Here is a 25,538-nt window from a genome sequence, read left to right as displayed (position 1 = left end):
ACGACCCCGCGCACAACCGCGGCAAAGACGGCAGACCGCCCCGGCTCACGTCGTACTTCTACGGCCGGTGCGGACTCGTCTTCCCCCGGGTGTTCTACACCTGGAAGTCCGAACGCACGGACCGTTTCCTCCTCCACGCCGCGGGGATGGGAGACGGCCTCCTCGCCCACGCGCTCGGCCAGACCGGCCCCGAGCCCGTCCCCGAGGACGTCGCCGACCTGTGCAACACCGTCACCGACATCATGAACAGCCTCAAGCCGCGCGACCGGGCCGTATGGCGCCTGACGGTGGACGGCCTCACCCAGAACGAGATAGCCGACGTCCTCGGCATCAAGGCCGGCGACGTCGAGAACGCCCGCTACGGCCTGCGCAACAAGATCAGGCAGCTCAGACAGAGCGGTGAGCTGCACGTCCCGCCGTCGATCCAGGCCGAGTGGGCGCGCGGCGCCCGCGCCAAGGCCAAGAGCAGGAAGAAGGCCGCCTGATGACCACCCCGATGCAGCAGCCGGGGCCGCACCCTGCACCGGCCACGCCTCGCCAGGGGGCCACACGCCGGGCGGGCGTCACCGTACTCGGCGGAGCCGCCGCCATCACCGCGCTCGCTCTCGTGGACGCCCCTTGGTGGGTAGTGGCCATCGCCGTGGTCCTCGCGATCGTGGTGCCCGGCTCCATCCTCCTGGTCCAAGCCTTCGTCCCCAAGGACTCCGAGCACAGGCGAGACCTGTGGCTGGCGGGGCTGCGGTACTGGGACCGCCGTTCCCAGCGCAAGCGCCAGCGGACAAGCCGGACGCGGGAGTGAGCGCCGACGGGAGGGAGCGTGTGCGCGAGCAGGCCCCCGCCCACGCTGAGTGCGCATCCGCCGCCCGGGTGACCGAGCAGCAGCGCCAGACGTACTTCGCACTGCTCGAACCGCATGAGGACACCGACTGACACCGTCGGGAAGGCGAGGGGGCCGGAGCCAATGCCAGTGGCTCCGGCCCCCTCGCGCGTGACTGTAACCGTTCGCCGGGGCGAGGCCGCTACGGTGGGAGCGGCCGCCATCGTGCCGCCCCGGCTCCGAGCCGCACCAGCCCACGCCGTCCGGCTTCCCGCGCATTGTGCTGTTCACCGGAGCCGAGACGACGGTCAACCGGATCCCAAACACCCAAGCCCTACCAGAGGGTGCTGACCTCCGTCGGCGTCTCACCGACAGGGAGGGCGAGCTGCTGCCCAGGCATGGCGCGTTCGACCCGGTGCTGTGCTCGGCCTCGAGGGCGTGCGCGAGCCTTCCGCGAGCTGCGAGCCTGGACGCGCGCGTGAAGCTTGCGGAGCTCGCCGATCAATTCCGGATCGTCAATTCGGTGACGCTCCACCCGCCAGCCCTCCATCTCCGCCGCCTCACGGGATACGAGAGATAGAGATGCGGAGAGGAAGTCGTCCTGTTTCTCCTGCCGCCACGCCCGGTTCCATGCCGCTTGCCAGGCTGGCCACTCGTTCTCGGGGACTTCGCAGGCCCGCAGATATGCGTCGAACTGCCGGAGGGTCTTCGGCACTGTCTGCTTGTGCACGATGCGTCCAGCCGTGCTGTGCGGCAGGAGCCCGTACTCGCCCGCCCGATGTTCCATCGTGCGCAGCGGCGGTGAGCCGGCCTTCTCGTACAGATCGACCAGCGCGGCGCTCAGTTCCACCAGGTCGCGTATGTACTGGGGGCGAGGGGCGGGCAGGCTGCGCCCGCCCCTCTCAGCTCGCTTCTCCTCGCAGCGGGCGGCCGCCCACAGACGCCTGGCCTCCTTGGGGGACGCATCACAGGCACGGGCGTAGGCGAGCACGGTCGGCAACGGCGGCACGTAGTCGCCGGAGGCCGCCCGCTGCAATGTCGTGGCGTGGCAGACCGCGGCCCGTACTGCTAGTTCCCGATAGGACAGGCCCACACGTTCACGCTGCTCCCGCAGCCACTCGGCGAGCTCGCGCAACGCCCTGCGGCTGGTGGTGACCGGCTTCTCCCTGCGCCCCATGGTCCGGCCCTCACACGGTCGGCGAGAGCAGGGTGCCGAGCACTCCGCGCACGGCCCGCAGCGGTCCCGCGGTGAGCAGGCCCACCAGGAGGACAGCGACCAGGCCGGCCCCCGTGAGCAGCTGCAGCACGGGGCCCATGGGCAAGTCCGCGAGCGTCACCAGGCCGGCGGCCATGCCGACGATGACGATGATGACGATGGCTTCGGCGCCGCTGAGGCGCCGGGGGGCCGGAGATCCGTGCTCCACGCAGGAGACGGCGGGGGGCTTGGACACAGGTACTCCTGATCTGGGTCCGGCGGCCTCGAGGCCGCCGGACACCCTGGTTACTGGCTCCAACCGGACACGCGCCACAGAGCAGTTGCCGCCGCCCTCCGCGTGGTGCGTGGACAAGATGGTGGCAGCAGTGCGGGACTCCCCCGGCCGGTTGCCCGGTCACCCAGAGCTTTTGATGCACTGCTGCCGTACCCGTGCAAAAGGATGATTCCTTGGCACATTAAATGACGCACGGTCAACCTAATGCAGCGAAATGGGTCGCGACCTGCACCTCCGTCATCCTCGGCGAGAGAAGAAAACGGTGTCGGTGCCTCGTGTTACGGGAGGATTGATGCATTCCCGTGTCAATCACGGTTGCGCGGACTCTGCCCTGGCTGCGACGATCCGCGTCCAGGCAGGGGCGTTCAAGCTCCCCCGGGGGGCCCTTTGGTCCTCCAGCGCTGGCCCTGATTCCTACTGGCTCCAACCAACGCCGAACAGGGACTTACCGGGCTCGTGTTGCCGCACGAGTCCGCCGAGAGCCGGTACCGCATCGCGGTACCGGCTCTCGCATGCCGGGCCCCCACCACAGCATGTTTCCCGAGTGTCAGCTGTCCCCTGACGGCGCCCGGGACGAGCCCGGAAACGTCAGGTCGATGGTGCGGGCGCCTTGCGGGTCACCCCGGTGAGGGGCTTACCGGGCTACGAGTTCGGCACGGTGCTCTGCGGGGACCTCTTCGAGGTACTTCTCGGGGATGGGTACGCGTCCGTCGATGCCGGCGCTGACGTTGACTTCACGGATGTGCTCGTTGACCTCGGCCTGGAGTCTTGCCGGCGGGCTGGCCTCGTGTGCGTGGCGTAGTTGTTCTCCGGGGGTGCCGCGGACGAAGGCGGCTGCGTTCAGGGCCCGGTAGCAGTGGACTGCTTCGGTCGGCTCCTCACGCAGCAGGCCCTCGAGGAAGAGGCAGTAGGCGGCCGTGGAGTCCTCGGCCCCTGCCGCGAAGCGCCACCAGAAGCGGGCGCCGTCCTCGTTGCCGGCGAGGTAGATCAGGCAGCCGAAGGCGAGCGCGCCGGCGGCGTCGGTGCGGCGCACCGCTTCGGCGAATTCGACCAGCCGGTCCGCGGCTCCGTCACCCTTGAGTACGCGACGGCAGAGGGCTTGCAGGTCAGTCATCAGACGTTGCTTGAGGCTGACGATGGCGGTCGTTTCGGCCGCCGCGTCGGTGAGGTCCTGGAGGAGGACGGACAGTTCCGGGGAGGACGGAGCCAGCCAGCGCTTGGCGCTACGGCGTTCGGCCGCCCCCAGGCTGCCTGTGGCCTTCTTGATCCTCTCGGCGAGCCGTCGTTCGTCTTCCATGCGCTGCTCGAGCGTGTACACGGGGACGTTGATTCGGGCAGCTCGCAGGATGTCCTCGATCATCCGTTAACGCCTTTCTCGTCGGAAGGTTCGGAGTGCACGCCGAACGCCTCGGCGAGGGTGGTCCTGGCAGCGGCCAGATGGCTGCGGACAGTGGAGGCCGTGATGCCCATGCGCCTGGCGATCTGCTCGACCGGAGTGTCGAGAAGGTAGTGCTCGGTGACACAGGCCCGCTGCTGGTCCGGAAGGGCTTCGACGGCCTTGTAGACCTGCAAGCGCAGCGCGACCAGGTCGATTTCCTCGTCAGGCGCACAGTTGACCGGGCTCGCCGAAGGGTCGAAGGCCAGTCCGACCAGGGAGTAGCGGCGGCGATCGCGTTTGCGCAGGATGTCGGCTACGGCGTCCTTGAGGATCTTGCGGGCGAAGGCATCGGCGTTCTCGCTGGCGAGAACCACATCCCACCGCTTGTAGATCGTCAGGAACGCGTCATTGGCCGCCTCCCGGGCGTCGTCCATGGAGCCGGTCCGGCTGTACGCCCAGCGGACGAAGTAGTCACGGTTCCCCGCGACGAAAGACTCGAAGATCACGGAGGGCTGTTCCCCGGCCATCTCATCTGCCGCGCCCAGCACGGCCTTCTGGAGGGTCACCGCCCCGCCTGCCAGGTACCAGATGCCATGGAGCGGCTGAGCGCGCTCCGCTGGCTGATGCCCTTCGCCTTGCGGGTCGGCGGCGTTACGCCCGAGACCATCGTGTTCCCCTCGGTGGGTTGGGACCGAGCACCGCCCCCACACGGCCTCGGTAGAGCTCGTTCGCTCTCACCTCTTATGCCGTCGCGGGAACCTTGAATGTCTAGCCGACAGCCCCAAAATATGCACGCAGAGCAAAAATGTGATTACCATACGTAGCCCCCGGGTGAGTCGCCCACTGAAGGTGCGACACCTGATGCGGCGCCTTCAGGAGCGCAGGAGGTGACGACCACACCGGGCAGCGGCGAGGATGCGGTCGACGGCCCACCCGACGGACCTTGACCTCATGAGCAGCGCGCCGATCGTCGTCCACTCGATCTCCGGAGTCGTCGGCGGGCGGCGGGTCACCGCGTACGGCAGGGTCCTCGGTTGGGCGTCCAGCGATCCCGACCTGGTCGGGTTCCTCCGGCGGACGGGTCTGACCGATCCCGAGACACTGCTCGACGGCCCCGCCTGGGTGGAGTGGCGCCGCGACGGCCCGCACCAGTGGACAGCCGCATAGGGCGCGAGATGCGTTGCGCCGTCGGTTGCGGGATGCCTTGCGAGGTCGTGTGGGGATGCGTTGCGGACCCCGTCCGGAGCACGGTGGCGTTTGTGCAGGTGGCGCCGCGTGGTCAACGTTGACCAAGACCGGACTTTCCCTCGTACGCCGCCTTATTCCGCTGGGGGTGGAGCTGGTTGGTCTGGTGCGGCGTCCTCGGGAACGGGGGCGCCGCCGGGCCGGTCTCGTCCATCCGGCCGGCGACGCCCCGCACCGCGCTACGCGCGGCAGCATCCCGCGCCGCGGCGCGGGCGTCTATCACCCACAGCGCCATCTCCCGCCAACGAGGTCCTGTTGCGCCTGAAGCACGCGCTTCTCCATCAGGAAGAGCGTGATCACGAGTGGCTACCTATGGGCTTCGGGGGTGTGCTCGGCCAGATCCCACGGAAACACCCTAATAGTGGTCCCGGAATCCCTACAGGGAGGGAATGTCTGCTGCATCACAGCCATAATCCCTCGCGGTAGGGATTATTCGAGGGCGAGCGGGGGTTACCTATTTAGCGCTGAGACACGGCTTACGGAATTGGGCTGCATCAGCGTTGCCGGGCTCTCCCGGGGGTGGCTCCCCCGGGAGAGCCCGGCCCTCTTCTTCATTGAGGCCCCGCCCGCTCCGGGCGGGGCCTCCGTGCATCCGGGCGTCCGCTCGGGACATCCCGGATCCGGCGAGAGGTCAAAGCAACCGGAGTTTCCGGAGGATGAGCCTCCTTCACGTTATCTGGGACGCGAACGTCCACGCTCGGGCGGGAATTGGAGAGGATCTGCACGGATGGCGTACGCTTTTGCGCTAAGCCGATAGCGGATCTCTAGCCAAGATCCACCTGTGTCGGTGCGCCCAATTCCGTGTACGCGGAAAGGGTTTCGGCTCAGGTAGCCGAAACCCTTTCCGCGTCGGCCATGTTTCAAGGATGGTGTCGCTTTGGATGCGAACCTGACAATCCTGCTCATCTGTCTCGGCGTGCTGGCCGTGGTCTGCTACGCGATCCGCCGCCTGTCCAGCACGCCAGCGCGCATCGTCGCGGTGATCATGGCTTTGGCCGCTCTGGTCGGCGCGCTCAAGCCCCTCGTCGCGCTGCTGAGCGAGCCTCAGCGCGCCGAAACCGTCGCGCCCAGCGAGCCCGCTACCCCTTCGGGGCCTGCCACAGCGCCGGCCTCGAAGCAGCCCGCGGCCACTTCTAGCGCGAGCGGCTTGTGACGGGGCCGGCCATGGAATCCGAACCCGTTCGTGCACCGCGCACCGCGCCTCGTATCCGTCGTGCTGTGCTCCGGCACGCGGAAGATCTCTTCAAGGAACACGCGCTGTCGGAGGACGTCGTCAGGGCTGTTGCCGAGCGGATGATGGCGCGCCACTTCACCAGGGACAAAGTCTGCTTCACAGTCCGCAGGCGGGGGGGCAGGATCTTCTTTCTCCGCCAGGGCTGCATCAGGGAGGAACTCCCCACTGGCGAAGTCCGACTGTGGAGATCGGACACAATGTTCGGCGAGTGGACCGCCTCGAAGAGGGGCTTCTACGGGGCGAACGGAATCCTCCTGTCGACCGCGGGCACGGGACTGTCCATCCCCGTGATGGACGTGCGCCAGCTCGCCAGGGAGCACCCCGATCTCCTCACTGCGCTTGCAGCGATGGGGGCCGAGCGCTACCACCTGACGGAATCCCTGTACGGGGTGAGCAGGCGGTCCCCCACGTCTCGGGTGGCCAATCTGCTCCTGTATCTCTCAGCCGGTACTACTAATGCGATCTACCACGTGCGCGACGAGCGCGGCCAGATGGTCGTGCAGCACGCCCCGGGAGGCCTTGTCGAGGGGCCCACTCAAGCAGACCTCGCCGACGCTCTGGCACTGGGCCGAGCGACGGTGGAGAAGATCCTTGCCACACTGCGCGAGCGCAAGGCCCTCATGAAGTCGATGCCGGGTGGTCGCACAAACCGGTTCTATGAGATCGAAGACCGGGACGCGCTGATGGAGATAGCTCGCGGGGCGTGACAGGCGACGGTCCCCACGAGCGGACGGCCGCATAGGGGCGCAGATTTCGTTGCGATTTCCCTTGCGAGACCGTGTGCGGGATGCGGTGCGGGCCCCGTCCCGGGCGCCGCGATGTTTGTGCAGGTGGCGCCGCGTGGTCAATGTCGTACCGAGCCCGGACTTTCCCTCGTACGCCGCCTTTTCCGCTGGGGGTGGAGCTGGGTGGGTCTGGGGCGGCTTCCTCGGGAACGGGGGCGCCGCCGGGCCGGTCTCGGTCCGTCCGGCCGGCGAACGCCCCTCACCGCGCAGTCGGATAACCCGGCCGCCTGGTCCTGCCCACCGCGTAGGGGCGGGGTGAGGACGCGCAGCGGCTGGTGCCGCCGCGAAGGCGCTGGAGGCGGCCGACGCGTTCGCCGTGCTGATCGAGATGGTGCCCGAAGAGGTCGGCGCGGAGATCACCCGGAGCGTGGCGGTCCCCACGGGATCGGTCCGTGGGAGGGGAGGATCACGGGCGGGGCAAGGTCGGCCATCCGCTTCAGGGAGGCGAGGGCCGTGGTGACCGATGGCGGCCACCGTGCCCAGGCCCCGCTGGTGATCTCGTACGGCCGGATCGCGGTCTGATGCGAGGTCAGTGGTTCACGCCACACTGGTTTTCTCGCCGATGAAGCAGGGGGGCCGATGGCGTTCCGGGCCGTGCACGCGCAGTTGATGGGGCTCCTTGAATTCGGCCACCCCTGATCGGCTCCGCCTCAGAGTTGCTCGGCTCGATTCCCCAGTCAGACCCGCGCTGACCTGCGGACGGGCGCCAGATGGGAGGGGCCGCCCGGTAGCCAGCCAGCACCAGGGACGTGGTGGCCGGTCCAGGGTGCGCGCAGCGCATCGCGTAAGCGACGCCGAAGGCGCCCTTGACGGGCCGACACGGCCCCGACACTGAACGAGCGGGCGGCCCCGGCTCACCCCGGGGCCGGCGCTCACCGAACTTCCCCACTCCCTTGACGACTTGATCAAGTGAGTCGAAGAGTAGCCCTGGTCGTTTCCAAGAATCCCCATCACAGTGGGGGACCGTCTTCGCGCACTTACCCAATCTCGGCTGCGGGCGCTCGTGGGACCAGGTATGGAAGGTAAAGCCGCCCGCGCCGCTGACCTGCGACGAGTGCCGGCACTCGATGTACGCCAAGCGGTCCCCCAGCGGCCTGCGGTTCTTCGCCCACGCCCCGGGGGCCCCGGAATGCGCGCTCGCAGGGGAGACGCTGGCGCACCACCTGCTGAAGCTGGAGCTGGCAGCCGCCGCCCGGGACGTCGGCGTGCACGCCGAGTTGGAGGTCAGCGGTCCGGAGGGTGCATGGCGGGCCGATGTGCTGGCGAGCGATCCGGCCGGAGCTTGGCGGATGGCCCTGGAGGCCCAGCTCTCGCCCATCACGCCGGATGACATCGCGGCCCGCATGGAGCGGATGCAGGCGGACGGTGTGCCCTCGGTGTGGTTCAGCGACCGGTACCAGCTGCCGTGGTTCGGGTGGGTGCCCTCGGCACGGGTGAAGGCCGTCGACTGCGGTGGCCTGGTCGTGGTGGAGGGCTTGGCGAAGTTCTCCGGTGGGCAGTGGGAGGCGGGCCCGCAGGTGCCGCTCGCGGAGTTCTTGCGGTGGGTGTTCGCCAGCCGGGTGGTGTCGCACTGGCGGCGGGCTCTCGTACGCAGCCCCCTTCAGGCTCGGCGTTCGGTCTGGACGGCCCCGCAGTATGCCCAGCAGGAGGTCGTCCATCTGGAGGCGGAGGAACGCCGGAAACGTCTGGCGCAGGAGGAGAAGCGCCGCTTCCGGGAGGAGGAGCGGGCCCGGTGGGAGCGGTTCCAAGAGCGCCGGCGACGGGAGGACCTGGAGCGGGCCAGAGCGCGTGGTGATCACGAGGGGGCTATTCACGCTCTGCTCGAACGGCAGGCTGCCCTGGAGAAACCGGCCTTCGAGTTCGTGCGCCGAGAGACCGGCATCCACCCGTTCGTAGAGGACGGCGGCGTCGCCGAGTTCGCCATGGGCGTGCCGGTGTACGTCGGGATGACCCCCTACGGCGTCATCTGCCCCGTGGCCAGCCGGGTCGCCGCCGCCAGGGACCGCCTCGCGGCGCTGGTGTTGTTCGTGGCATCCGGCAGGGAGCGGCGGCGCATCGCCGCGCAGGCCCGCCCCGGACAGCGCATCGAGGTTCTGGACGGCGGCCCAGCCGCCGTACCGTCCCCACCGCCGCTGCCCAGGCAAGGCGCCCTCCCGCTCCCCGACCCGATCGGGGGCGCCTCTGCTCCCCCGGCAGCAGCACCGCCCGGTTGAGACTGGCAGGGGTGTGACCCAGTATGGGCCGTACGGCGCCGGGGCCACGCATGAAGCAGCCGGTCAGGCCGGGCGCGTCTGACTGGATTCCGTGCTACTCGCCTGGCTTGAGCATCCGCTCCAGCGAGGCCAACACCTTCTCCTCCTGCGCCCGTTCCTCCTCACTCACCTCACCGCTGGCGAGTTTGGCCTTCAGCTTCTCGATGGCGCTACGGACGACGGGCCCTGGGTCCGGAGCTTCAGGCGCCGGGTCGACTTGCTCACGCTGGTGCCTGCGAGCGAACTGATCGCGGTCGATCCAGCCGTTGCGGTAGGCCAGTTCCCACTGGGCCTCGGCATGGTCCTCGTGAGGGTCCTGTTCATGGAAGTCACTTTCCCAGGATTCCGGATCGTCGATGGGTTCGGGGTTCGCGTGAGGGTCTGGGTCGTAGGAGAGCCCGTAGTCCGGACTGTGTGGTCCGTAGTCGTCTTGGTTGCGCTGGTAGGTCATGGCCCTTCCTCGAGCCGCCGCCTCGTGTGAACGTCAGTTTTAGACGTCCAGTCCTCGTCGCCCATCGTCCCGGCGCGCATGTGATGCAGTGCCACGCGTGCGGCTCACCTCCGCTCGCGCGGAGAGCACTCGCCCGGCCCGACGGTGTCCCACGTGGTGAACGGCTCACCTCCGCTCGCGCGGAGAGCACGTCCGCGCCGAGACCGTCGGCGGGTCAACCACCGGCTCACCTCCGCTCGCGCGGAGAGCACGGCGGTCTCCATCACGACGCCTCGAGCTTCTGCGGCTCACCTCCGCTCGCGCGGAGAGCACGATCCCGACTCGCGCAGGTCTGACACCTGGGGCGGCTCACCTCCGCTCGCGCGGAGAGCACCCATCAAGAAGTGCGGCCGCCGTGCTCGACTCCGGCTCACCTCCGCTCGCGCGGAGAGCACCAGCGCGATGTGTGGTTCGGTGCGGGTGAGGACGGCTCACCTCCGCTCGCGCGGAGAGCACAACCGGTGTTCACCACGCAGCAGGCGAACGCGCGGCTCACCTCCGCTCGCGCGGAGAGCACGTGACAGACGCCTTTATGGGGATCGACCAGTCCGGCTCACCTCCGCTCGCGCGGAGAGCACACGTTCTCGGAGACCACGGCCTCCATGAACGTCGGCTCACCTCCGCTCGCGCGGAGAGCACCCAGCCATGCTCTTGAGCGCGGCCTTGTCCGCCGGCTCACCTCCGCTCGCGCGGAGAGCACGACCAGCCCACCGGCATACGCCGCCGAGCCCGCGGCTCACCTCCGCTCGCGCGGAGAGCACCCTTCGCGACCTGCACGGTTAGAACCGATTTGCCATTCCTTGACTATTGCTTAGCGGATCTGGTTGGAGAGATCCGAAGGCGACGAGCGTCAGTCCCTCGAAGTCGATCGGTCGCCGTCGTTGTTGGCCTGCGGTTCGTAATTCGAAGCCCTGCTCGTTGTCGGCGGGATAGACGAGCACGGCGACACCGTCTGCGGTGCAGGCTGTGACCGTGCTCCACAGTTCGTCGCGTACACGGGCCGAGACAGTACCGACATACAGCTGGGGTGTGACCTCCAGCAGCCACCGGGTCAGCGCCCCGCGTAGGTGCTCGGGGACCGCCGAGGCCGCGATTGTGATCATGGATGCCATGGGAGCTCTCGTGTGGTCATGGTGCGTCCGCTGCGTAGTTGATGCCGCCAGGAATCGGACCGGAGACCGGGTCCCACAGGTCGACGAGTTGTTCTTCTGGTTCCTGGACATCAGCGGCGCGCTGGGGGTCGAGAATGCGCTGGATGTCGGCCGCGATACGAGGCATGAGTTTGAACAGGCGTAGCCCGTCGCGGAAGCTGCGGCGGGCCTGTTGCTCTGGGTGGTCGCTGTTGTGGAGGCTGAAGGCCAGGGGAATGGTGAGGTCTGCTTTGTACAGGTCGGCGATGTCGTAGACAAAGGCCTGCTGGTTGCCGCTGTGGACGAATCCGAGGGCGGGCGAGCAACCCAGGGCAGTGATGGTGGCGTGGACGATGCCGTAGAGGCAGGTATTGGCCGCGGAGAGGGCGAGGCTGACCGGGTCCTGGGCTTCCCATTGCTCGGGATCGTAGGTTCTGCGGAAGCGCCCGATGCGGTGTTGCTGGGCGAGGAGGCGGTACAGCGCTTTCATGCGCTGCCCTTCAAGGCCACGCAGCTGTGCCAGCGTCGGGGCGTGAGGGGCAGCGTCGGCCCCGAAACGCTGTTCGTACATGCGAACGGCGACGACGAGGCGTTGCTCGTCGTCGGCCCAGGCACGGGCTTGGTGCTCAAGCCAGCGGGTGGTGAGGGAACTGGGTGTGGTGGCCGTGTAGCAGCGCACTCCACCGGCTCCGGTACACACGACGGTGGTGCCGTGCCGGGCCAGGGTGGTCAGAGCCCGGGCCGTGATGGATGTGCCTGGGCCGAGCATCAGGCACGACAGGGCCGCGGTGGGCAGGTAGACAATCTCGGTGCCGCGTTCCTCGGTGGTGATGACGGCGCATACCCCGGTGTCGTCCTGATGGAGGCGCACGATGTCCAGGTAGAGGAAAGACAGGCTGTCGCCGATGCGCGGCAGCATGGCGACTGTCGGTGCGGCGAGTCGGCGACGAGCTGCGGTCCCGCTTTTTGATGTGCGCCGGGGTGTGGTCATGCGGGTGCCAGAGTGAGCAGGCCGCATCCGTACGCCTTGCCGCGCCCGATGCCTTCGGTGAGGCGGCTCTGGAGGAGGGCGGGGTCGGTGATGGTGGCGGTGCCGTCGAAGCGGGTGCGGGCGTGGTGGATGCGGTGCTTTCCCTGGGCGTGTTCTCCGCGGGCGGCGTCCAGGGGTGTGCTGTGGATGGTGTGGATGGTGAGGCCGCTTTGGTGGGCTTGGCGGATCCACCAGTCGTCGGCGGCGGTGCCGGACAGGGGGACGACGGGTTTGAGGTTGTAGAGGGCTCGGGTGGTTTTGCCGGGTTTGCGGACGGCGCTGGCGGCGATGCGGTAGCGCACCGGGCGCCCGGCCCGGAGGCCCTCGAGCAGTGGGGTGAGGGGTTTGGTGGCGATGGTGCCGTAGCCGACGGGTAGGGCTGTGGTGTCGGGCTGGGCCTGGCTCTGGATCAGGATGTGGGGGCCCTGGGGGCCGTCTTCGATGCGGAACAGGACACCGAGTACGGCGCGAGCCTGTTCGGCTTCGGTGTCGGGGAAGAGCTGCATGACGCGGTGGTGCATGCCCACTGCGCTGGGCAGGTCGCGGCGTGCTTGGCGGCTGCGGAGGTCAGGGATGATGCGGGTGAGCCACAGCTCGGTCATGCGTCCGCCTCCTGGTGCAGGTCGTCACGGTGGACGTTGAGGTAGGTGTGGATCCGGGTCAGGTAGGCGGTGCCCAGGCCGCCGCGCTGGGTGGCGGGCAGAGGGAGGGCGCGCCGGTAGACCGGACGAGCCCGATATGTGCGCTGGTGCGGGCCGAAATCCAGGGGATAGTCGTTGAGCTCGCCGGTCGGGGTGGCGCCGTCGTGCAGCCCAGCGGCCTCCGGGGTTTCGGTCAGGGCGTCCAGGGGCTGGTCACCGATGAAGTCGACCATCACGGTCTCCTCCACGGCCGGGTCGCCGTGGCGGGAGGGCGATGCCTGGGCCAGGGGCAGGTGGATGAGGTGGTGCAGCGGATTCCGGAAGAGTCCGTTGCCGATGAGCAGGGGCCCGTGGGGTGGGCAGGAACGGCGCCCCAGGTAGAGGGGCCAGGCAGGTTCCTTGAGCGCTGCGGCGCATCGATGCAGGAGCTGGTGGTCGTCGCTGGTGATGGCGGCGGTGAAAGCGGCATCTGCCAGGTAGTAGCGGTGGGAGAGCAGGGTGGCTGCTGAGGAGGGGCGTTTCTTGCCTTCGGCAGTGGCGACGGTCTGCTTGGCGGGCAGGCCGCCGCCGACGGTGTGCAGGTCGCGCAGCAGAACACCGCGGCGATCCGCACGGACGGTCAGCGACATGCCGGCCAGGTCCTCTACGGTTTCGCCACGGCGGCGGCCCAGGGCGCATGCCAGCAAGCCGGTGATGCCGGACTTGGTGGGGAAAGGCGCGGTGTCGCGCTGGTTGAAGCGGCTGTGCTCGCCCCAGGACTGCAGCGGTCCGGCCAGGTGCAGCAGCAGCCCCAGGAACGGCTTGGCCGACGGCGCCGTCATGCCTCCGCCTCGGCAGGAGCGGTGGGGGCGAGGGCGGCATCGAGGTTGAGGTCGATCAGTTCGGGGAAGGAGCTGTGACGCTCGCCGAGCCCGGTGAGGTCTTTGTCCTCGAGGCTGGCCCAGCCGGAGGCGAGCAGGCCGCGCTCGCCGAGGAGCTGGTGCGCCGCTGTGGCGTAGGCGGCGAGCTGCTGACGGGAGGCTGTTGCGTAGCCGCCGTGGCGGTCGGCGGTGACCGGCTCCTCGAACCCCGCCGCGAAGGAGACCGGCCGGTCGCCGCGGACGGCGATGTGCACCAGGTCGGGGATAGTGTGCGGGGCGGTGGAGTTCTTCTTCGCCTGCGGCACGGAGAGCACGAAGGCCTCGGCGAAAGCCGAGGTCAGCTCCCGCGCCGCGGTGATGTCGCCGTCGATGTTGCGCAGCAGGTCATCGAGGTCAACGGTGGCGTACCGGTAGAAGACGCCGGCGCTGTGCTCGGTGCTGCCCATGTGGGCGCTGCCTGCGGTGTCCTTCCAGTCGGCGGTGATGTCGTCGACGGCGGAGAAGTAGTCGACTTCCACGTCGGTGGCGTGGGTGGTCATCGCGTGGGCGACCTGGACGGCGCCGTCGACACCGGCGCCGTCGACCTCCGCGAGCATCCGGCCGAGGAGGCTGATGACCCCGTTACGGGACCGCAGCACCGCATCGATATCGCCCTTGGGCAGAACGCTCTTGCCGCCCTTCTTCATATCCGGCGCCGCCTCGAGGACCTGGCGGTGCTCGGTGGCCAGGTCCGCCAGCTCGGTGACCGCGGTACCCGGCACGTACACCATCGCGTTGGTCGACCACGCCGGCACAGCATCGTCCGGCGGGTCCGCCTTGATGCTGCTGCCGGCCGCGATGTGCTGCCCGGCCCGCCGCGCCAGATCCTCCGGCCAGCCGCACCGCTCCCGCAGATCCTTCGCGACGGCTTCCCCGATCCGGCGGGTCCGCAGCGCCTTCTGCCCCAGCGTCCGCTCGAAGTACAGGCGCGTCGCCCGCTTCCAGCACTGGCTGCTGACCCTCGTGCGCTCCACGTTCCCGTACTGGACGGTCTTGACCGAGTTGGTGTCGTCCCGGTTGAGGTTGGCGTACGGCACGCTCTGCAGCACGTGCAGATCGACGAAACGCCCCGGAGCATGAACCGCTCGCTGCATGAAAACTTCTCCCCTTTAGTCGAAAAACAGCAGGTCAAACCGGTGCCCGACAGGGTCCGGCCCGGACATAGCGATGGAACAGCCCCTCGGACCACAACCACGGCCGGGCTCGGCCAGGTCCGGGTGTGATGCCAGAGGTTCGGTGAGGTGGGGTCAGCTGGCCGCTGCCGCAGGCTGGTCGGCGTCGGCGGCATCAGCCCGCTCGGCGGCGTCCTTGGCGGCCGCGATCTCGGCCTGCCGCCTGGCGCGGTAGAAGTCCTGCAGCCACCGCCGCCCCGTACGCCCCCGCTGGTCACGCCAGCCGCGCACGTCCACCACCAGCTGCGCCCAGTCCGGCTGGATCTGCTTGTCACACAGCTGCCGCACCGCCGCAGGCAGATGCCGGTGAATCCCGGCCACGCTCTGCCGCGTCAGCAGATTCAGCCGCATCTCGGCGCTGCTCTCCCGCAGCCCGTCCCGCGGCCGGGCGACCGCTGCCGCGAAGGCCACGCCCAGGCTTTCCCCGAACCGCGACCCCGGCGGCCGCTTCCCCGCCTGCCCTGCCTGGCCGGGCGCTTCGCTGTCGCGGCGGGCGGCGATCAGCGCGGCCACCGCGTAGTAGGCCCGCTGCGTGTCCTCATCCAGCGACGGCAGCCACACCGCCACATACCGGTGCATCCGCCGGGCCTCATCCGGATGCTTCCCCACACCGGTCCGCAACGCGGCCCGCGCCCCGCGGTCCTGCGCACACAGCTGGAGCATCGCGGCCACGAACTCCCTGGCATGCGCCAACCGACCCGGTACCCGCGCCTCGCCCGGCTCTTCTGCCCCGGTCTGCTGTGCGGGGATCGTTCCTTCGCTCATCGCGCTTCCCCTCCCCCGCCGCCCGCGGCGGCTTTCTTCTTCACCGTCTTCGGCCGGCCCCCATACAGCTCCACCCGGGCCTCCTCACGCGCCCGAGCCCCTCGAGCCGTACCCGCCGCCCCGTAGGTGACCTGCTCATACACCTGCTCAGCGATCCTTCTGAACCCGCGCGCCGCGCCCTCGAAGTCCCGCTCGCGCACCCGGCGCCAGAACTCCTCTTCCGCCCGCGGCCAGAACCTGGCCGCCGCCTCCTGCGACCAGCCGCACTCGACCGCCTTGGACGCATCGGTGAACAGCGCCCACGCCCTCCGCGTCGCCGCGGCCAGGCGGAACCCGGCTGTCTCCCCCCACACCCGCAGCCGCCCCACCTCCCGCGCCGCCGGCACATCCTCAAGTTTCAGCAGCCCCACCAACGGCGGCGTGCACGCGGAAACGAACTGGATGTCCTTGGCCTGGCCGTCCTGGTCGAATCCCACCGCCCGCACCCGCAGCTCCTCATACGCCTCCACCGCGGTGCGGAACACCTTCGGCCGCCGCGGCCGCGCCACCCCTGGCGGATCCTCCAGCAACAGCGCATCCACATCCCGCCACAGCGCCCGGCCCGCATCCGCTGCCCGCGGGTACCGATTGCCCTCCTTACTGGTCTGCCAGATCAGGAAGTCATCGTCCCGCGGCATCTTCTCCAGGAACGCCCAGGAGATGTACGCATCCCGCACCGCCTGCCCGCCGGGTTCGGGCACCAGCAGCAGCGCGTGCTGCGACCGCGCCGTCAGCCCCGAACACGGCCCGCGCACCACGTCCGGAGCCTGAATCGGGTCCGGCAACTCCTCCCACTCCCACGGACACAGGTCCGCCTCCGGCCGCACATCCGGATCCGGCTCGGCCACCCCGGCCAGCAGCGTCTCGAGCAGCGTGCGGCCCTCCGGGTGGTAGGACAGCGCACTCCGCAGCGGTCCGGCGGTCACATTCGCCGCCTTCACCGACCCGACCGTCCTCGACGAACACCGCCCCGATGGCCCCCAATACCGCCACACCAGCAGATGCAGCACCGCCTCCGCCGCGGACGGAGCCTGCGGCGCCGCATCCCGGGTGTGCTGGAACCAGGCGTGATTGTTCCCCGACGGACGCGTCGTGATCAGCTTGTTCACCCCGGCGGCCTTCTCACACTGCTGCGCCAGCCGCGGGTCCTGCAGGAACGGCCACACCGGATCGAACAGACGGAACCGATCCGCGTAACGGCTCAGGTAGGCCCTTACCCGATCCGGGTCCAGCCGGCCATCGTCCAGGACGTCGTACCGGCGGTCACTCCAGTCATCGCCTGGCCGGTCCAGCCCCGTGACCCGGGCGGTGAACGCGTACAGCACCCGGTACAAACCCGCCAGCGCCGGCGGCACCGTCACCGCCAGAGCCTCGATCTCGTGCGCCCGCTCCAGCAACTCACCCAACCCCACTGCAGCAGGCAGTTCCTCCCCGCCTTCAGCGGCTGCTCCCCCGGCGCCCGCAGCCGTTCCTCCGGCAGCCGCGAGGGTCTCTGCCGCCCAGCGCACCGGTATCCACCGCTGCTCTAACAGGTCGTAGCCCTCATCGGGTGGTGTCTGCTCCATACCGCCTCCCCAGGCGTGTGAGTGGGTAGCCTTCAACAAGACAGGAGACCCCGCTGGCGCGGGGGTGAGCCGCGAGAGGTGGGCAAAGGCTCGCCCGGAGGTTCCTGCTCTCCCCGCGCGAGCGGGGGCCCAGTTGTCTCGCCTCGAGCTCGGGAGCCGGGGCCGATGTCGTCCCGCCCCGAGCTCGCGGGCGGGACGACCACGCTGAACAGTAGAAGCGAGATGTGGGTAAATGTTGCTGAATGCGGAGATTGGCCACTATCGCTCGCTGACACCGAGGTCATCGAGCAGCAATGACCGATCTCCGACCGAACACGACCACTTCTCGTTCATCCCGAGGCGGAACCGCAGTACCACCAACGACGCCAGCACCGGCCGATCCGACCACGCCTCCAACGCGGCATGCCGCTCGTCCCGCGCCGCCAGCCACCGCCCGGGCAACGGCACCGTATGCCGCATCACCTCAGCCACTTGCCCCCGGGACAACCGCTGCCCATCCACTCCCGGCAGCTCCCGCCGCCCCTCCGGATCCAGCGTCAACGCCCCGCCCGCATGCTCGTACACGCACACCGCACGCTCGGAATCAGCACCCAGCCGCGTCGTCACCAACGCCTCATCGACCAGGCCCTCCGCACCGCTGAGCAGCGACAGGTCCCGCAGCGACGAGGCATACGGTGAAGGGATGGCCGTCAGCTTCGCCAACTGCGTCTCCGCCGCCTCGCCCGCGACCCGCCGGGCATCCCGGCGCCGCAGCTCCTCCGCGGCCGCCTGGTCCAGCCGCTCGCCGAAGTCCTCCGCGTAGACCTCGTCCACGACCTGCTGCACATCCCCGGGGACCGCGATCCCCTTCCCCGCCCGTTCAGCCAGCAGCCGCCGTGTCCGGATCAGCAGGGACGCGTCATACACCTCACCCCAACTCCGCGGCGGCTCCATCCCCTCCTCTCCCAGCGGATCCAGCACCACCAACCGCGGATCACTCCCCACCCACCCCGGCCGCCCCCCACGCTCATGCCGCAGACACCGACCAGCCCGCTGCAGCAACTGCGCCAACGGCGCCAGATCACTCACCACGAGATCGAAATCCAGATCCAGCGACTGCTCCACCACCTGCGTCGCCACCAAAACCGAACGCACCGGCCGCACCACACCCTCGGCCCCCGGCTTACCGAACGCCCTCTCGCACTCCCCCGTGATCTCCTCACGCCGCCACGCCGGAAACCGCGCATGCAGCAACCGCAGCCCGCCCTCCTCCCCCGCCAGCTCAGGGAACACCGACCGCAGAAAACGGAATGTGCGCTGCGCCTCGTCCACCGTGGTGCAGCACACCAGCACGCAGCCGCCCTGCTCCACCACCGGCGTCAGATACTCGGCCAGGGCCGCCCGACGCGAGCCCGCCGCCGGGACGCCGGTCGGCTCACGCACATCCCACGCCACCGGCTCGACCACCACTCGCAACGTCCGTGGCCGGTCACTGCCCACCGCCCGCGGACGCGAGACCTCACCAGATGCCGCATCGACGAACAGCCAGCCCGGGTAACACGGCTCGACCACGGCCGGCTCCCGAAACCCACAGCCCCGCCGATACGCCTCCACCAGCGACGACGCCACCCGCCCCGACAACGTCGCCGACAACAACACCACCGGCGCACCCAACGCCCCCAACCACTCCAGCAACCGCACCAGCAACGTATGCATCCACGGCCCATACGCATGCGCCTCATCAACCACCAGTACCTTGTTCGCCAACCCCAGCAACCGCAGCACGTTGAACCGCACCGGCAACACACCCGTCAGCACCTGATCCACCGTCCCCACCCCCAACGGCGCCAACAACCCACGCCGCCCACCCCGCAACCACTCCCCCGCCTCCAGCGCCGTCACCCCATCAGCCACCACCGGCCCACGATCACCCTGATCAGACCCACGCCAGCGGCTCAGCCACGCCATGCTGTGCAACAACACCAACGCCCGATCCCCACCGACATTCACCTGGGCGAACGCCTCCACCCGCGACACCATCGCATCCGCCGTCGCCATCGTCGGCAACGCCACAAACACACCCCCCGCCCCCGACACCCGCCCCAACACCGACGCCGCATGCAACGCCGCCTCCGTCTTCCCATCCCCCGTCGGCGCCGTCACCAGCACCAACCCCGAACCACACTCACCCACCAACCCCGGCAAACCCCGCTCCACACTCTCCTGCAACGCATTCGCCGAAAACGGAAACTGCCCCGCGAACGACCGGACCGGGAAAACCGCCGACCCCAGCCCGGCCCCCGCCACCACCCGGGGAGCCGCCTCCACCGCCTCCCGCCAGTGCGCCACCAACTCCTTCCTCTCCCTCGCCCAGCCATCCACCGGCAACCGCCCCGCGATCACCGACTCCTGACTGGCAAGCCAATCCGCAACCACCACCACCGCCGCCACCACCACCGCCGCCTCACCCGACAACCGGCCCGACGGCACCCCACCCGCCCCCGTCAACGCTCGCACCACACCAGCATGAACCGCCCGCTGCCCCGCCCAACCAGGCCCGCCCAACCCCGGCTCCCACACCTCAGGCGCACGCAGCTTCGACGCCTCCAACGCACACCCGAACACCCCGTGATGCCCACCGAGCAACTGCGCCACCTGATGAGCCACCGACTGCGACAGCCGGCCGTGCGGATAGCCCCACTCCGCGAACAAGCCCGTCAGCGCCCAGTGCGTCGCCCGCTCATGCCGCAGCCCCCGCTCCCCCTCCGCACCCGGCGCCGATGCATACGCCTCGTCTGCGGCGAGGACGGCATACCTGCTGGCCGACATACTCTGAAACGGCGGAGTGATCTTCCCCAAATCATGCAACCCCGCCCAACAACACACCCACCGCCGCGACGCATCCTCACCCAGTCCCAGCCGCTCAGCGATCAGCCCGCGTGAACGGGTCCCCAGCATCACGTCCCACAGCCGACCGGCGATGGCCGCCGTATCCAGCAGGTGACAGATCAACGGGTAGGGCCTCAGCAGCCCCTTTTCCTTCCCCCACAACCGCGCATCGAGGCAAGTCCCGGCAGGTACTAACGGCATCTCGTCCATGCCGTACGACTACCAGCAGCCACTGACAACCGCCCACCGCGCGATAGATTGGCGCGCATGCACAACAGCTGCTCCTTGAGTCAAGAACACGCAAAACCCCTCTAACATCGCAGGTCGCGAAGGGTGCTCTCCGCGCGAGCGGAGGTGAGCCGACGTGGGCGCGCTGGAGGGCGGGGATGCGTGCGTGCTCTCCGCGCGAGCGGAGGTGAGCCGGATTTGGGTATCTCGATCCCGCCGCAGCTCAAGTGCTCTCCGCGCGAGCGGAGGTGAGCCGTAACAGTTACGCATGTTCACATGATCGAACTTGTGCTCTCCGCGCGAGCGGAGGTGAGCCGTACTTCGGGGTGACCGGCACCGCGGAGCTGGAGTGCTCTCCGCGCGAGCGGAGGTGAGCCGTTCCCGTTCGGTACGGGGGAGTCCTATGACGAGTGCTCTCCGCGCGAGCGGAGGTGAGCCAGGAACGGGCGCAGCGCGACGGACGGTGCCGCCGTGCTCTCCGCGCGAGCGGAGGTGAGCCGAGATTCCCCAGCATCGGGTCCTTCATCACCGGGTGCTCTCCGCGCGAGCGGAGGTGAGCCGCCGAGGACCTCGTCACCGGGGCCATCATGCACGTGCTCTCCGCGCGAGCGGAGGTGAGCCGGACGGTGCACCGCAGCCGGAGCCGACGGACAGGTGCTCTCCGCGCGAGCGGAGGTGAGCCTTTCCGGGGTGTCCTGTGTGACCACACCGTGACGTGCTCTCCGCGCGAGCGGAGGTGAGCCGCGCCCGCGATCGAGCTGGAGTCGGCTTTGCCGGTGCTCTCCGCGCGAGCGGAGGTGAGCCGAAGCCGGGGCCGCTGCCCCCAGATGCGAAGCAGTGCTCTCCGCGCGAGCGGAGGTGAGCCGGAGTGTGCTCAGGTCCGGCGGACCGGGAGCCCGTGCTCTCCGCGCGAGCGGAGGTGAGCCGCAGTTCGCCGAGGCTATCGACGCCGAGCGCCAGTGCTCTCCGCGCGAGCGGAGGTGAGCCGGTCTGGGTGCCGTCGGAAGCGGTGGCGGTGCCGTGCTCTCCGCGCGAGCGGAGGTGAGCCGGACTACGAGCCGACCCTCCAGGCCGCTCTCCGGTGCTCTCCGCGCGAGCGGAGGTGAGCTGCCCGCACCCCCACGCCGCTTCCCCGTCCGCCCGTGCTCTCCGCGCAGGTGAGGGCGGGCCGCCTGCTGCGGCCGTGTTCAGCCGGTTCGGCCGATGTGGATGACCACGATGGTGACCGTGGTTTCTGTGATCTCGTAAAGGACCCGGTAGCGGCCGACGTGCATGCGGCGCAGGTCTGGTGAGCCGTACTCCGCGGTGCCCGCCGGTCGGGGTGTGTCGGCGAGCAGGTCGACAGCGTCCATCAGCTGCCGCAGGCCGTCAGGATCGTCCTTGAGAAACCGGGCGGCCGCGTTCACCGCGCCCTCGTCCCAGATGATCGTGTAGGTCAAGAAGCGTGCCCCAGCCCGAGCTGGGCACGCACCTGGTGGGACGTGCGCTGCGAGCAGAGGCAGACCGGATCGGGTGGGGATGAGGAGTGGCCTGTGGCCTGGCAGTTGGCGCCGGGGAATGGTGTAGAAGCCAGCACCGTGGGCGGCGCTGGCTTCTACAACCGTGGACGCGGGCCAACGCGTCCGGTGGGATCCTGAAGCGGTTTCGAGTTGCAACCAGTAGCCGTCAGGAGGTTGCCAACGGCTCGCGCCATCGGCGTTGTTCGGAATGCACTCTCATGGCGAAACGGCCTGGCCGCAAGCCGGTTGAAACAAACGTGGGGCCACAGGGGCCGCCTTCGCACTCATCGTGGTCGATCGCCAGTTCACAGCACCGAGGGGCGGAGAGCCCCGTAGCGAGCAGGTGAAAACCCGTCGAGGCCAGTACAGAGCCATTCAGACAATTCCCCCACGGCGTCCGGGCCGCGCAGCGCCGGGACATGGAAGGCTATGGGCCGCGCAGCCCGCTCGTTCGGCAGGGCCAACTGCCGTTTGCGCTGCGCGACTTTGCAACCAGTAGCCCGGGTCCCGGTGTTCTGCCGATGACCCCTGTCAGGACGGACTTCTCCTACCATGAGCGGCCTTGCTGTCACTTCCTGCCCGACCCCGCCGGACTCGGTCTGCCCCTGCGTATCCAGCGCCACCGGGCGCCTGGGACCCACGCACAGGCTGATCCTGCTGATCGCAGTCCTGGTGCTGGGCAGCGGCCTGTTTCTCGTCGGCACCTCGCTGAGCAGCATCTTTTTACTCCTCGGAGGCTGTGGTGCGATTGGCGCGGCCACCCTCACTGCGGTCGGTGGCGGCCGCCGCCTGGTGACGGTCCTCGCTGAGACCGCCGTGCGGTCCTCCGCCGGAAAGTAGGGGGGCAGCGTGGTGATCCACTCCCGCTCCGCCAGCGACCACGACCTCCCATACGCTCTCCTCGCCGAGCATCTGTTCTCCCTGCGCTGGGCCGCTCGTCTGACCCAGCGCGCCTTGGCAGAGGCCGCCAGCATCTCCCGCAACACCGTCCAGCGCGCGGAATCTGGCACCGTTGCGCCTTCTCCGCCGGTCCTCAGTGCTTACGTCCGCGCATGCCGGGGCGACGCTGACGACCTTGCACGGGCGAAGGAACTGCGCAACCGCGGCCGCGCGGCAGCCCGTAACCGGCTGGGTGCCCTGAACGCCCCGGCCCTCGACCACATCCGCACCCGCGCCGACCTCGCCACAGCCCTGGCCGCGGTCTACGAGCGGGGCGGCGCCCCTTCTCTGCGCGAGTGCTCAGTGCCGACCACCACCGCGTGGCGGATCGTCAACGGCAAGGGCCTGCCAGCTAACGGCGATCAACTGTTCAGGTTTCTCATAGCCTGTGGAGTTACCCCTGTAGAGAGGCACTTCTACGTCAACGCCTACACACGGCTCCGCGCTCGCCGCCACGAGCGCCCCCTGTCCCAGCGTCCACGCCGCCGGGCCAGGGGGGTCAGTACTTCCGTTCGCGTGGTCACCACCGGACAGGATGAACGATATGAGCTCACCGGGCGGGCCGCCGCCATCGCGAGGCAGCTGCCGACGACCCTGATCGATGAATTGCTCGTCACCGCGCTGACCCAGATGGCCGGACGCGAGGCGTACCGCAACGGAGCCGCCGTACCGGAAGCGTGGTCTGACGGCCAGCTCATCACACGTTGCGCCGGCCGCCATATAGCGGTCTTCCAGTTTGTCGGCTACCAGGGAACTGATCCTTCCCCCGAAGACTTGGACGCCCACGCTCCCCCCAACCACAGCTCCCGCGCCCAGCCGGCCATGCGCAACGAGTCCCTGGAAGAGCGTAGGGAACCCGTGTAGAGAGGTCCCGGCAGGCCATGTGTGGCCCGCCGGGGCTCCCTGCGGCCTGCTGCCACGGGGGGAGACAGCAGGCTGCTTACTCAGGCGGCGCCGGTCTGGTCGACCTGCCGTAATGCGTCGGACAGCTCGCCGGGGTCAACGAATCGAGGCCGGGTGGGGTGCGGAGTGCTGAGCCACGTGGCGGAGAGGGATCCGCGCTGGCCTGTCGGCATGAGCAGCCACGAGCCCGTTGTCAGGGAGCGGGTGCCATTGACGGTGCACCGGCGGGCGGTGCCGGCGGGAACGTGGACGATGAGCTCCTGGCGGACGTAGTCCGCCAGGACGGGGTAGCCGCGGTTGATTGGGAGGCTGAGGCGGGTGAGCGCGGCCAGGCCGCGTTTCAGCGGCGTGATGACGATGGCGTCCCACTCCAGGCCGCAGTCGACCAGCCTGGTGACGTACGGCGAGGAATCCCACGAGCTCTTTGTGGCTTCCTCCGGCTCGACCAGCGCGGACCACTCAGGATCGGCCTCAGCCTTGGGCGTGTTCAGCACGGCTCCCCCTGAATGGGCCGGTCTCGGATTCTCCAGACCCTCGCTGTGCCCATGTGCGGGCTGCTCCCATCGGGAGTTTGGAGTCGCTGGGCTGGGTGAGGTGGACAGTGCCTTGAGCGGTGATGACGGCGGGCCCGGTGAGGTCTATGGCCCCGCTGGGCCGTACGACGATGTGGAGGCGCCCACCGGGCAGGTCGGCGGCGTAGTGGACGGCCAGGGGCGGGGACGGTTGGTGAGCGCGGGCGGCCGCGACGGCGGCGCAGGCCCCGGTGCCGCAGGCCCGGGTCTCGCCGACACCCCGCTCGTGGACCCTCAACTGGAGGTGGTGAGGGCCGCGCGCGGCGACGAACTCGACGGTGGCTCCGTGCGGGTATGCGGCGGCGGGCGTCACAGTGGGCGCGGTGCGCAGGTCTTCGGCGAGCGCGGTGTCCTCGAGGAAGACGACGGCGTGGGGGTTGCCCATGTCGACGTGGACGGCGGGCCAGGTACGGCCCGCCGCGGTGACCTCTATGCCCCCGGCTCCGGAGAGGCAGGGGCGTCCCATGTCAATGGTGACCGGACCGGTGTGGTCGTCGGGAACGTGGACCCGGCGGGTGCCGGCGCGGGTGGCGATGAGAAGGGCGCCGGGGCGGTGCAGGCCGACGTCGACCAGGTAGCGGGCCAGCAGAAGCAACCCGTTGCCGCACATGGCGCCGAGGCCGCCGTCAGGATTGCGGTAGTCCATGAACCACTCGGCATCGGTCATCGTGATGGCCTCGGGGTCGGCGGCGCAGCGCACGGCCCGCAGGATCCCGTCGGCGCCAAGGCCGGTGCGCCGGTCGCACAGACGGGCCACTTCCTCCGGAGTGAGGATGAGGTGGTTCTCGGGGTCGGGGAGGATGACGAAGTCGTTTTCGGCACCGTGTCCTTTGACGAACGGGTGGAGTGCGGGGTCGGTCATGGGTGCTTGCCGGTCTCCCGTGGGATGCGCAGCCAGGCGACCTGGCCGGTGTCGGTGAGGGTCAGGCCGAAGTCGGCACCGCGGTTGAGAACTCGCAGGACCTGGGGCCAGTTGTCGGCCAGGCGCGGTGTCACATCGGCCTCGATGCGTATGTCGCCGGGTCCGGGGACGATGCGGGGCCGGATGCCGCCGAGGGTCTCCAGCTGCGAGGCCGCGTCCTGGACTGCGTCCGATTGGTGGTCTTCAGCCACGCACTCACCCCCAATCAGCACAGAACGTGACACTAGTCACTAGCTTTGATCTAGTCCACTAGATTGTCAATCAGCACAGGTCAGCGCCGTGGGCGAGGAGAAGCATGGCTGACGGCAGCTCACGAGCCGCCCCGTATCTGGGCGTTGCCGCCGCGTTCCGCGCCCGCATCGCCGACGGCACCTGGGCCCACGGCGAGCGGCTGCCCTCACGCGGCGAACTGGGCGCCGAGTTCGGCGTCGGGGAGAACGTCATCCGCCGCGCCCAGGAGCTGCTGATCACCGAAGGGCTGCTCGAGGGCCGCGCAGGATCCGGCACCTACGTACGGGCCCCATACCAGCGGCGCACCATGCTGCGCACCCCGGCCGCCGGCTTGGCCGGTCTGGGCGCCGACGGCACCTACGAGGCGGACAGCATCGCCAAGGTCCCCGCTCCGCCGGACATCGCCGAGCGCCTGGACCTCGAGCCCGGCGCGCTGTGCGTGCG

Annotated in this window: 25 protein-coding genes and 2 CRISPR repeat arrays; of the genes, 8 read left to right on the top strand and 17 right to left on the bottom strand. The window is 69.3% G+C overall.

The features are described from left to right. Nucleotides 1–484 precede the first annotated feature (484 nt). Nucleotides 485–799 carry an RnfABCDGE type electron transport complex subunit D gene (locus ABD329_RS38585; RefSeq protein ID WP_214664531.1) on the top strand — a complete coding sequence of 105 codons (315 nt, stop codon included), beginning with the start codon at nt 485–487 and terminating at the stop codon, nt 797–799. A 352-nt stretch (nt 800–1,151) separates the two neighbouring features. Here the strand turns inward: ABD329_RS38585 and ABD329_RS38580 are convergent, their stop codons facing one another. The 4 genes from ABD329_RS38580 to ABD329_RS38565 form a co-directional block, all read right to left on the bottom strand. Further along, a complete protein-coding gene (locus ABD329_RS38580) occupies nt 1,152–1,994 on the bottom strand; it encodes a helix-turn-helix domain-containing protein (RefSeq protein WP_198275293.1) in 843 nt (280 codons plus the stop codon). Nucleotides 1,995–2,004: 10 nt separating this feature from the next. Beyond that, entirely contained in the window at nt 2,005–2,268 is a 264-nt protein-coding gene (locus tag ABD329_RS38575; RefSeq protein WP_198275292.1) for a hypothetical protein, read from the bottom strand. A 673-nt stretch (nt 2,269–2,941) separates the two neighbouring features. Further along, the gene (locus ABD329_RS38570; RefSeq protein ID WP_198275291.1) at nt 2,942–3,667 is read right to left on the bottom strand and encodes a hypothetical protein; all 726 of its coding nucleotides are present in this window, start codon (nt 3,665–3,667) and stop codon (nt 2,942–2,944) included. Next, nucleotides 3,664–4,251 carry an RNA polymerase sigma factor gene (locus tag ABD329_RS38565; RefSeq protein ID WP_198275290.1) on the bottom strand — a complete coding sequence of 196 codons (588 nt, stop codon included), beginning with the start codon at nt 4,249–4,251 and terminating at the stop codon, nt 3,664–3,666. The genes ABD329_RS38570 and ABD329_RS38565 overlap by 4 nt, the downstream gene beginning before the upstream one ends. Nucleotides 4,252–4,636: 385 nt before the next feature. Here ABD329_RS38565 and ABD329_RS38560 point away from each other — a divergent pair, with 385 nt between their 5' ends. From ABD329_RS38560 to ABD329_RS38540, 5 genes are all read left to right on the top strand, one after another. Then, the gene (locus ABD329_RS38560) at nt 4,637–4,852 is read left to right on the top strand and encodes a hypothetical protein (RefSeq protein ID WP_198275289.1); all 216 of its coding nucleotides are present in this window, start codon (nt 4,637–4,639) and stop codon (nt 4,850–4,852) included. A gap of 955 nt (nt 4,853–5,807) precedes the next feature. Next, the gene (locus ABD329_RS38555) at nt 5,808–6,083 is read left to right on the top strand and encodes a hypothetical protein (protein WP_198275288.1); all 276 of its coding nucleotides are present in this window, start codon (nt 5,808–5,810) and stop codon (nt 6,081–6,083) included. A 65-nt stretch (nt 6,084–6,148) separates the two neighbouring features. Continuing rightward, nucleotides 6,149–6,871: a Crp/Fnr family transcriptional regulator gene (locus ABD329_RS38550; protein WP_198275287.1), complete on the top strand. Its 723-nt coding sequence runs from the start codon at nt 6,149–6,151 to the stop codon at nt 6,869–6,871. A gap of 406 nt (nt 6,872–7,277) precedes the next feature. After that, nucleotides 7,278–7,409, top strand: coding sequence for a hypothetical protein (locus ABD329_RS38545; RefSeq protein WP_246618167.1), 132 nt, complete (start codon nt 7,278–7,280; stop codon nt 7,407–7,409). Between the two features lie 607 nt (nt 7,410–8,016). Next, nucleotides 8,017–9,162 carry a competence protein CoiA family protein gene (locus ABD329_RS38540; RefSeq protein WP_198275286.1) on the top strand — a complete coding sequence of 382 codons (1,146 nt, stop codon included), beginning with the start codon at nt 8,017–8,019 and terminating at the stop codon, nt 9,160–9,162. 94 nt (nt 9,163–9,256) lie between these two features. Here ABD329_RS38540 and ABD329_RS38535 read toward each other — a convergent pair whose 3' ends face one another. From ABD329_RS38535 to ABD329_RS38490, 10 genes are all read right to left on the bottom strand, one after another. Further along, nucleotides 9,257–9,652 carry a hypothetical protein gene (locus ABD329_RS38535; protein WP_198275285.1) on the bottom strand — a complete coding sequence of 132 codons (396 nt, stop codon included), beginning with the start codon at nt 9,650–9,652 and terminating at the stop codon, nt 9,257–9,259. A gap of 100 nt (nt 9,653–9,752) precedes the next feature. After that, nucleotides 9,753–10,452: a CRISPR direct-repeat array (repeat unit 29 nt; unit sequence CGGCTCACCTCCGCTCGCGCGGAGAGCAC). A gap of 18 nt (nt 10,453–10,470) precedes the next feature. After that, nucleotides 10,471–10,803, bottom strand: coding sequence for a type I-E CRISPR-associated endoribonuclease Cas2e (gene cas2e, locus ABD329_RS38530; protein ID WP_198275284.1), 333 nt, complete (start codon nt 10,801–10,803; stop codon nt 10,471–10,473). Between the two features lie 16 nt (nt 10,804–10,819). Then, nucleotides 10,820–11,740, bottom strand: a complete 921-nt coding sequence (cas1e, locus tag ABD329_RS38525; RefSeq protein ID WP_198275283.1) for a type I-E CRISPR-associated endonuclease Cas1e — start codon at nt 11,738–11,740, stop codon at nt 10,820–10,822. A gap of 68 nt (nt 11,741–11,808) precedes the next feature. Beyond that, nucleotides 11,809–12,453 carry a type I-E CRISPR-associated protein Cas6/Cse3/CasE gene (cas6e, locus tag ABD329_RS38520; protein ID WP_198275282.1) on the bottom strand — a complete coding sequence of 215 codons (645 nt, stop codon included), beginning with the start codon at nt 12,451–12,453 and terminating at the stop codon, nt 11,809–11,811. Continuing rightward, a complete protein-coding gene (gene cas5e, locus ABD329_RS38515) occupies nt 12,450–13,313 on the bottom strand; it encodes a type I-E CRISPR-associated protein Cas5/CasD (protein ID WP_198275281.1) in 864 nt (287 codons plus the stop codon). Before cas5e ends, cas6e begins: the two co-directional genes overlap by 4 nt. Next, a complete protein-coding gene (cas7e, locus tag ABD329_RS38510) occupies nt 13,310–14,485 on the bottom strand; it encodes a type I-E CRISPR-associated protein Cas7/Cse4/CasC (RefSeq protein ID WP_198275280.1) in 1,176 nt (391 codons plus the stop codon). The genes cas5e and cas7e overlap by 4 nt, the downstream gene beginning before the upstream one ends. Nucleotides 14,486–14,638: 153 nt before the next feature. Further along, a complete protein-coding gene (casB, locus tag ABD329_RS38505; protein WP_198275279.1) occupies nt 14,639–15,328 on the bottom strand; it encodes a type I-E CRISPR-associated protein Cse2/CasB in 690 nt (229 codons plus the stop codon). Then, nucleotides 15,325–16,932: a type I-E CRISPR-associated protein Cse1/CasA gene (casA, locus tag ABD329_RS38500; RefSeq protein ID WP_344317598.1), complete on the bottom strand. Its 1,608-nt coding sequence runs from the start codon at nt 16,930–16,932 to the stop codon at nt 15,325–15,327. Before casA ends, casB begins: the two co-directional genes overlap by 4 nt. Nucleotides 16,933–17,190: 258 nt before the next feature. Further along, nucleotides 17,191–20,010, bottom strand: coding sequence for a CRISPR-associated helicase Cas3' (gene cas3, locus ABD329_RS38495; RefSeq protein ID WP_344317597.1), 2,820 nt, complete (start codon nt 20,008–20,010; stop codon nt 17,191–17,193). Nucleotides 20,011–20,133: 123 nt separating this feature from the next. After that, a CRISPR array of direct repeats spans nt 20,134–21,138; the repeat unit is 29 nt; unit sequence GTGCTCTCCGCGCGAGCGGAGGTGAGCCG. Nucleotides 21,139–21,215: 77 nt separating this feature from the next. Next, nucleotides 21,216–21,467 carry a type II toxin-antitoxin system RelE family toxin gene (locus ABD329_RS38490; protein ID WP_198276101.1) on the bottom strand — a complete coding sequence of 84 codons (252 nt, stop codon included), beginning with the start codon at nt 21,465–21,467 and terminating at the stop codon, nt 21,216–21,218. A 909-nt stretch (nt 21,468–22,376) separates the two neighbouring features. Between ABD329_RS38490 and ABD329_RS38485 the strand changes: the two genes are divergently transcribed. After that, complete coding sequence (locus tag ABD329_RS38485) at nt 22,377–23,330, top strand: helix-turn-helix domain-containing protein (RefSeq protein WP_198276100.1); 954 nt, start codon at nt 22,377–22,379, stop codon at nt 23,328–23,330. A gap of 80 nt (nt 23,331–23,410) precedes the next feature. On the opposite strand, the gene ABD329_RS38480 is transcribed toward ABD329_RS38485, so the two are convergent. From ABD329_RS38480 to ABD329_RS38470, 3 genes are read right to left on the bottom strand one after another with little or no spacing between them, the layout of a single operon-like run. Continuing rightward, nucleotides 23,411–23,863 (bottom strand): hypothetical protein, encoded by a 453-nt coding sequence (locus ABD329_RS38480; protein ID WP_198276099.1) that lies wholly within the window; start codon nt 23,861–23,863, stop codon nt 23,411–23,413. Then, a complete protein-coding gene (gene dapF, locus ABD329_RS38475) occupies nt 23,841–24,803 on the bottom strand; it encodes a diaminopimelate epimerase (RefSeq protein ID WP_198276098.1) in 963 nt (320 codons plus the stop codon). The genes ABD329_RS38480 and dapF overlap by 23 nt, the downstream gene beginning before the upstream one ends. Continuing rightward, complete coding sequence (locus ABD329_RS38470) at nt 24,800–25,054, bottom strand: hypothetical protein (protein WP_198276097.1); 255 nt, start codon at nt 25,052–25,054, stop codon at nt 24,800–24,802. Before ABD329_RS38470 ends, dapF begins: the two co-directional genes overlap by 4 nt. Before the next feature lie 104 nt (nt 25,055–25,158). Between ABD329_RS38470 and ABD329_RS38465 the strand changes: the two genes are divergently transcribed. After that, on the top strand, nt 25,159–25,538 hold a 380-nt coding region (locus ABD329_RS38465), incomplete at its 3' end, for a GntR family transcriptional regulator (protein WP_344317596.1).

It is taken from the genome of Streptomyces javensis, assembly GCF_039525925.1.
Taxonomy (GTDB): Bacteria; Actinomycetota; Actinomycetes; order Streptomycetales; family Streptomycetaceae; genus Streptomyces; species Streptomyces asiaticus.
The sequence above is the reverse complement of the archived record's forward strand: the minus strand, read 5'-3'. Positions and strand labels throughout refer to the sequence as shown.

Excerpts from the sequence above, each read along its gene's own strand:
- ABD329_RS38560 (WP_198275289.1), top strand. The coding sequence starts at position 4,637 with ATGAGCAGCGCGCCGATCGTCGTCCACTCGATCTCCGGAGTCGTCGGC.
- ABD329_RS38545 (WP_246618167.1), top strand. The coding sequence starts at position 7,278 with ATGGTGCCCGAAGAGGTCGGCGCGGAGATCACCCGGAGCGTGGCGGTC.
- casA (WP_344317598.1), bottom strand. The coding sequence starts at position 16,932 with ATGGAGCAGACACCACCCGATGAGGGCTACGACCTGTTAGAGCAGCGG.
- ABD329_RS38535 (WP_198275285.1), bottom strand. The coding sequence starts at position 9,652 with ATGACCTACCAGCGCAACCAAGACGACTACGGACCACACAGTCCGGAC.
- cas1e (WP_198275283.1), bottom strand. The coding sequence starts at position 11,740 with ATGCTGCCGCGCATCGGCGACAGCCTGTCTTTCCTCTACCTGGACATC.
- ABD329_RS38585 (WP_214664531.1), top strand. The coding sequence starts at position 485 with ATGACCACCCCGATGCAGCAGCCGGGGCCGCACCCTGCACCGGCCACG.
- ABD329_RS38580 (WP_198275293.1), bottom strand. The coding sequence starts at position 1,994 with ATGGGGCGCAGGGAGAAGCCGGTCACCACCAGCCGCAGGGCGTTGCGC.
- cas3 (WP_344317597.1), bottom strand. The coding sequence starts at position 20,010 with ATGGACGAGATGCCGTTAGTACCTGCCGGGACTTGCCTCGATGCGCGG.
- dapF (WP_198276098.1), bottom strand. The coding sequence starts at position 24,803 with ATGACCGACCCCGCACTCCACCCGTTCGTCAAAGGACACGGTGCCGAA.
- cas5e (WP_198275281.1), bottom strand. The coding sequence starts at position 13,313 with ATGACGGCGCCGTCGGCCAAGCCGTTCCTGGGGCTGCTGCTGCACCTG.
- cas7e (WP_198275280.1), bottom strand. The coding sequence starts at position 14,485 with ATGCAGCGAGCGGTTCATGCTCCGGGGCGTTTCGTCGATCTGCACGTG.
- casB (WP_198275279.1), bottom strand. The coding sequence starts at position 15,328 with ATGAGCGAAGGAACGATCCCCGCACAGCAGACCGGGGCAGAAGAGCCG.
- ABD329_RS38540 (WP_198275286.1), top strand. The coding sequence starts at position 8,017 with ATGTACGCCAAGCGGTCCCCCAGCGGCCTGCGGTTCTTCGCCCACGCC.
- cas2e (WP_198275284.1), bottom strand. The coding sequence starts at position 10,803 with ATGGCATCCATGATCACAATCGCGGCCTCGGCGGTCCCCGAGCACCTA.
- cas6e (WP_198275282.1), bottom strand. The coding sequence starts at position 12,453 with ATGACCGAGCTGTGGCTCACCCGCATCATCCCTGACCTCCGCAGCCGC.
- ABD329_RS38570 (WP_198275291.1), bottom strand. The coding sequence starts at position 3,667 with ATGATCGAGGACATCCTGCGAGCTGCCCGAATCAACGTCCCCGTGTAC.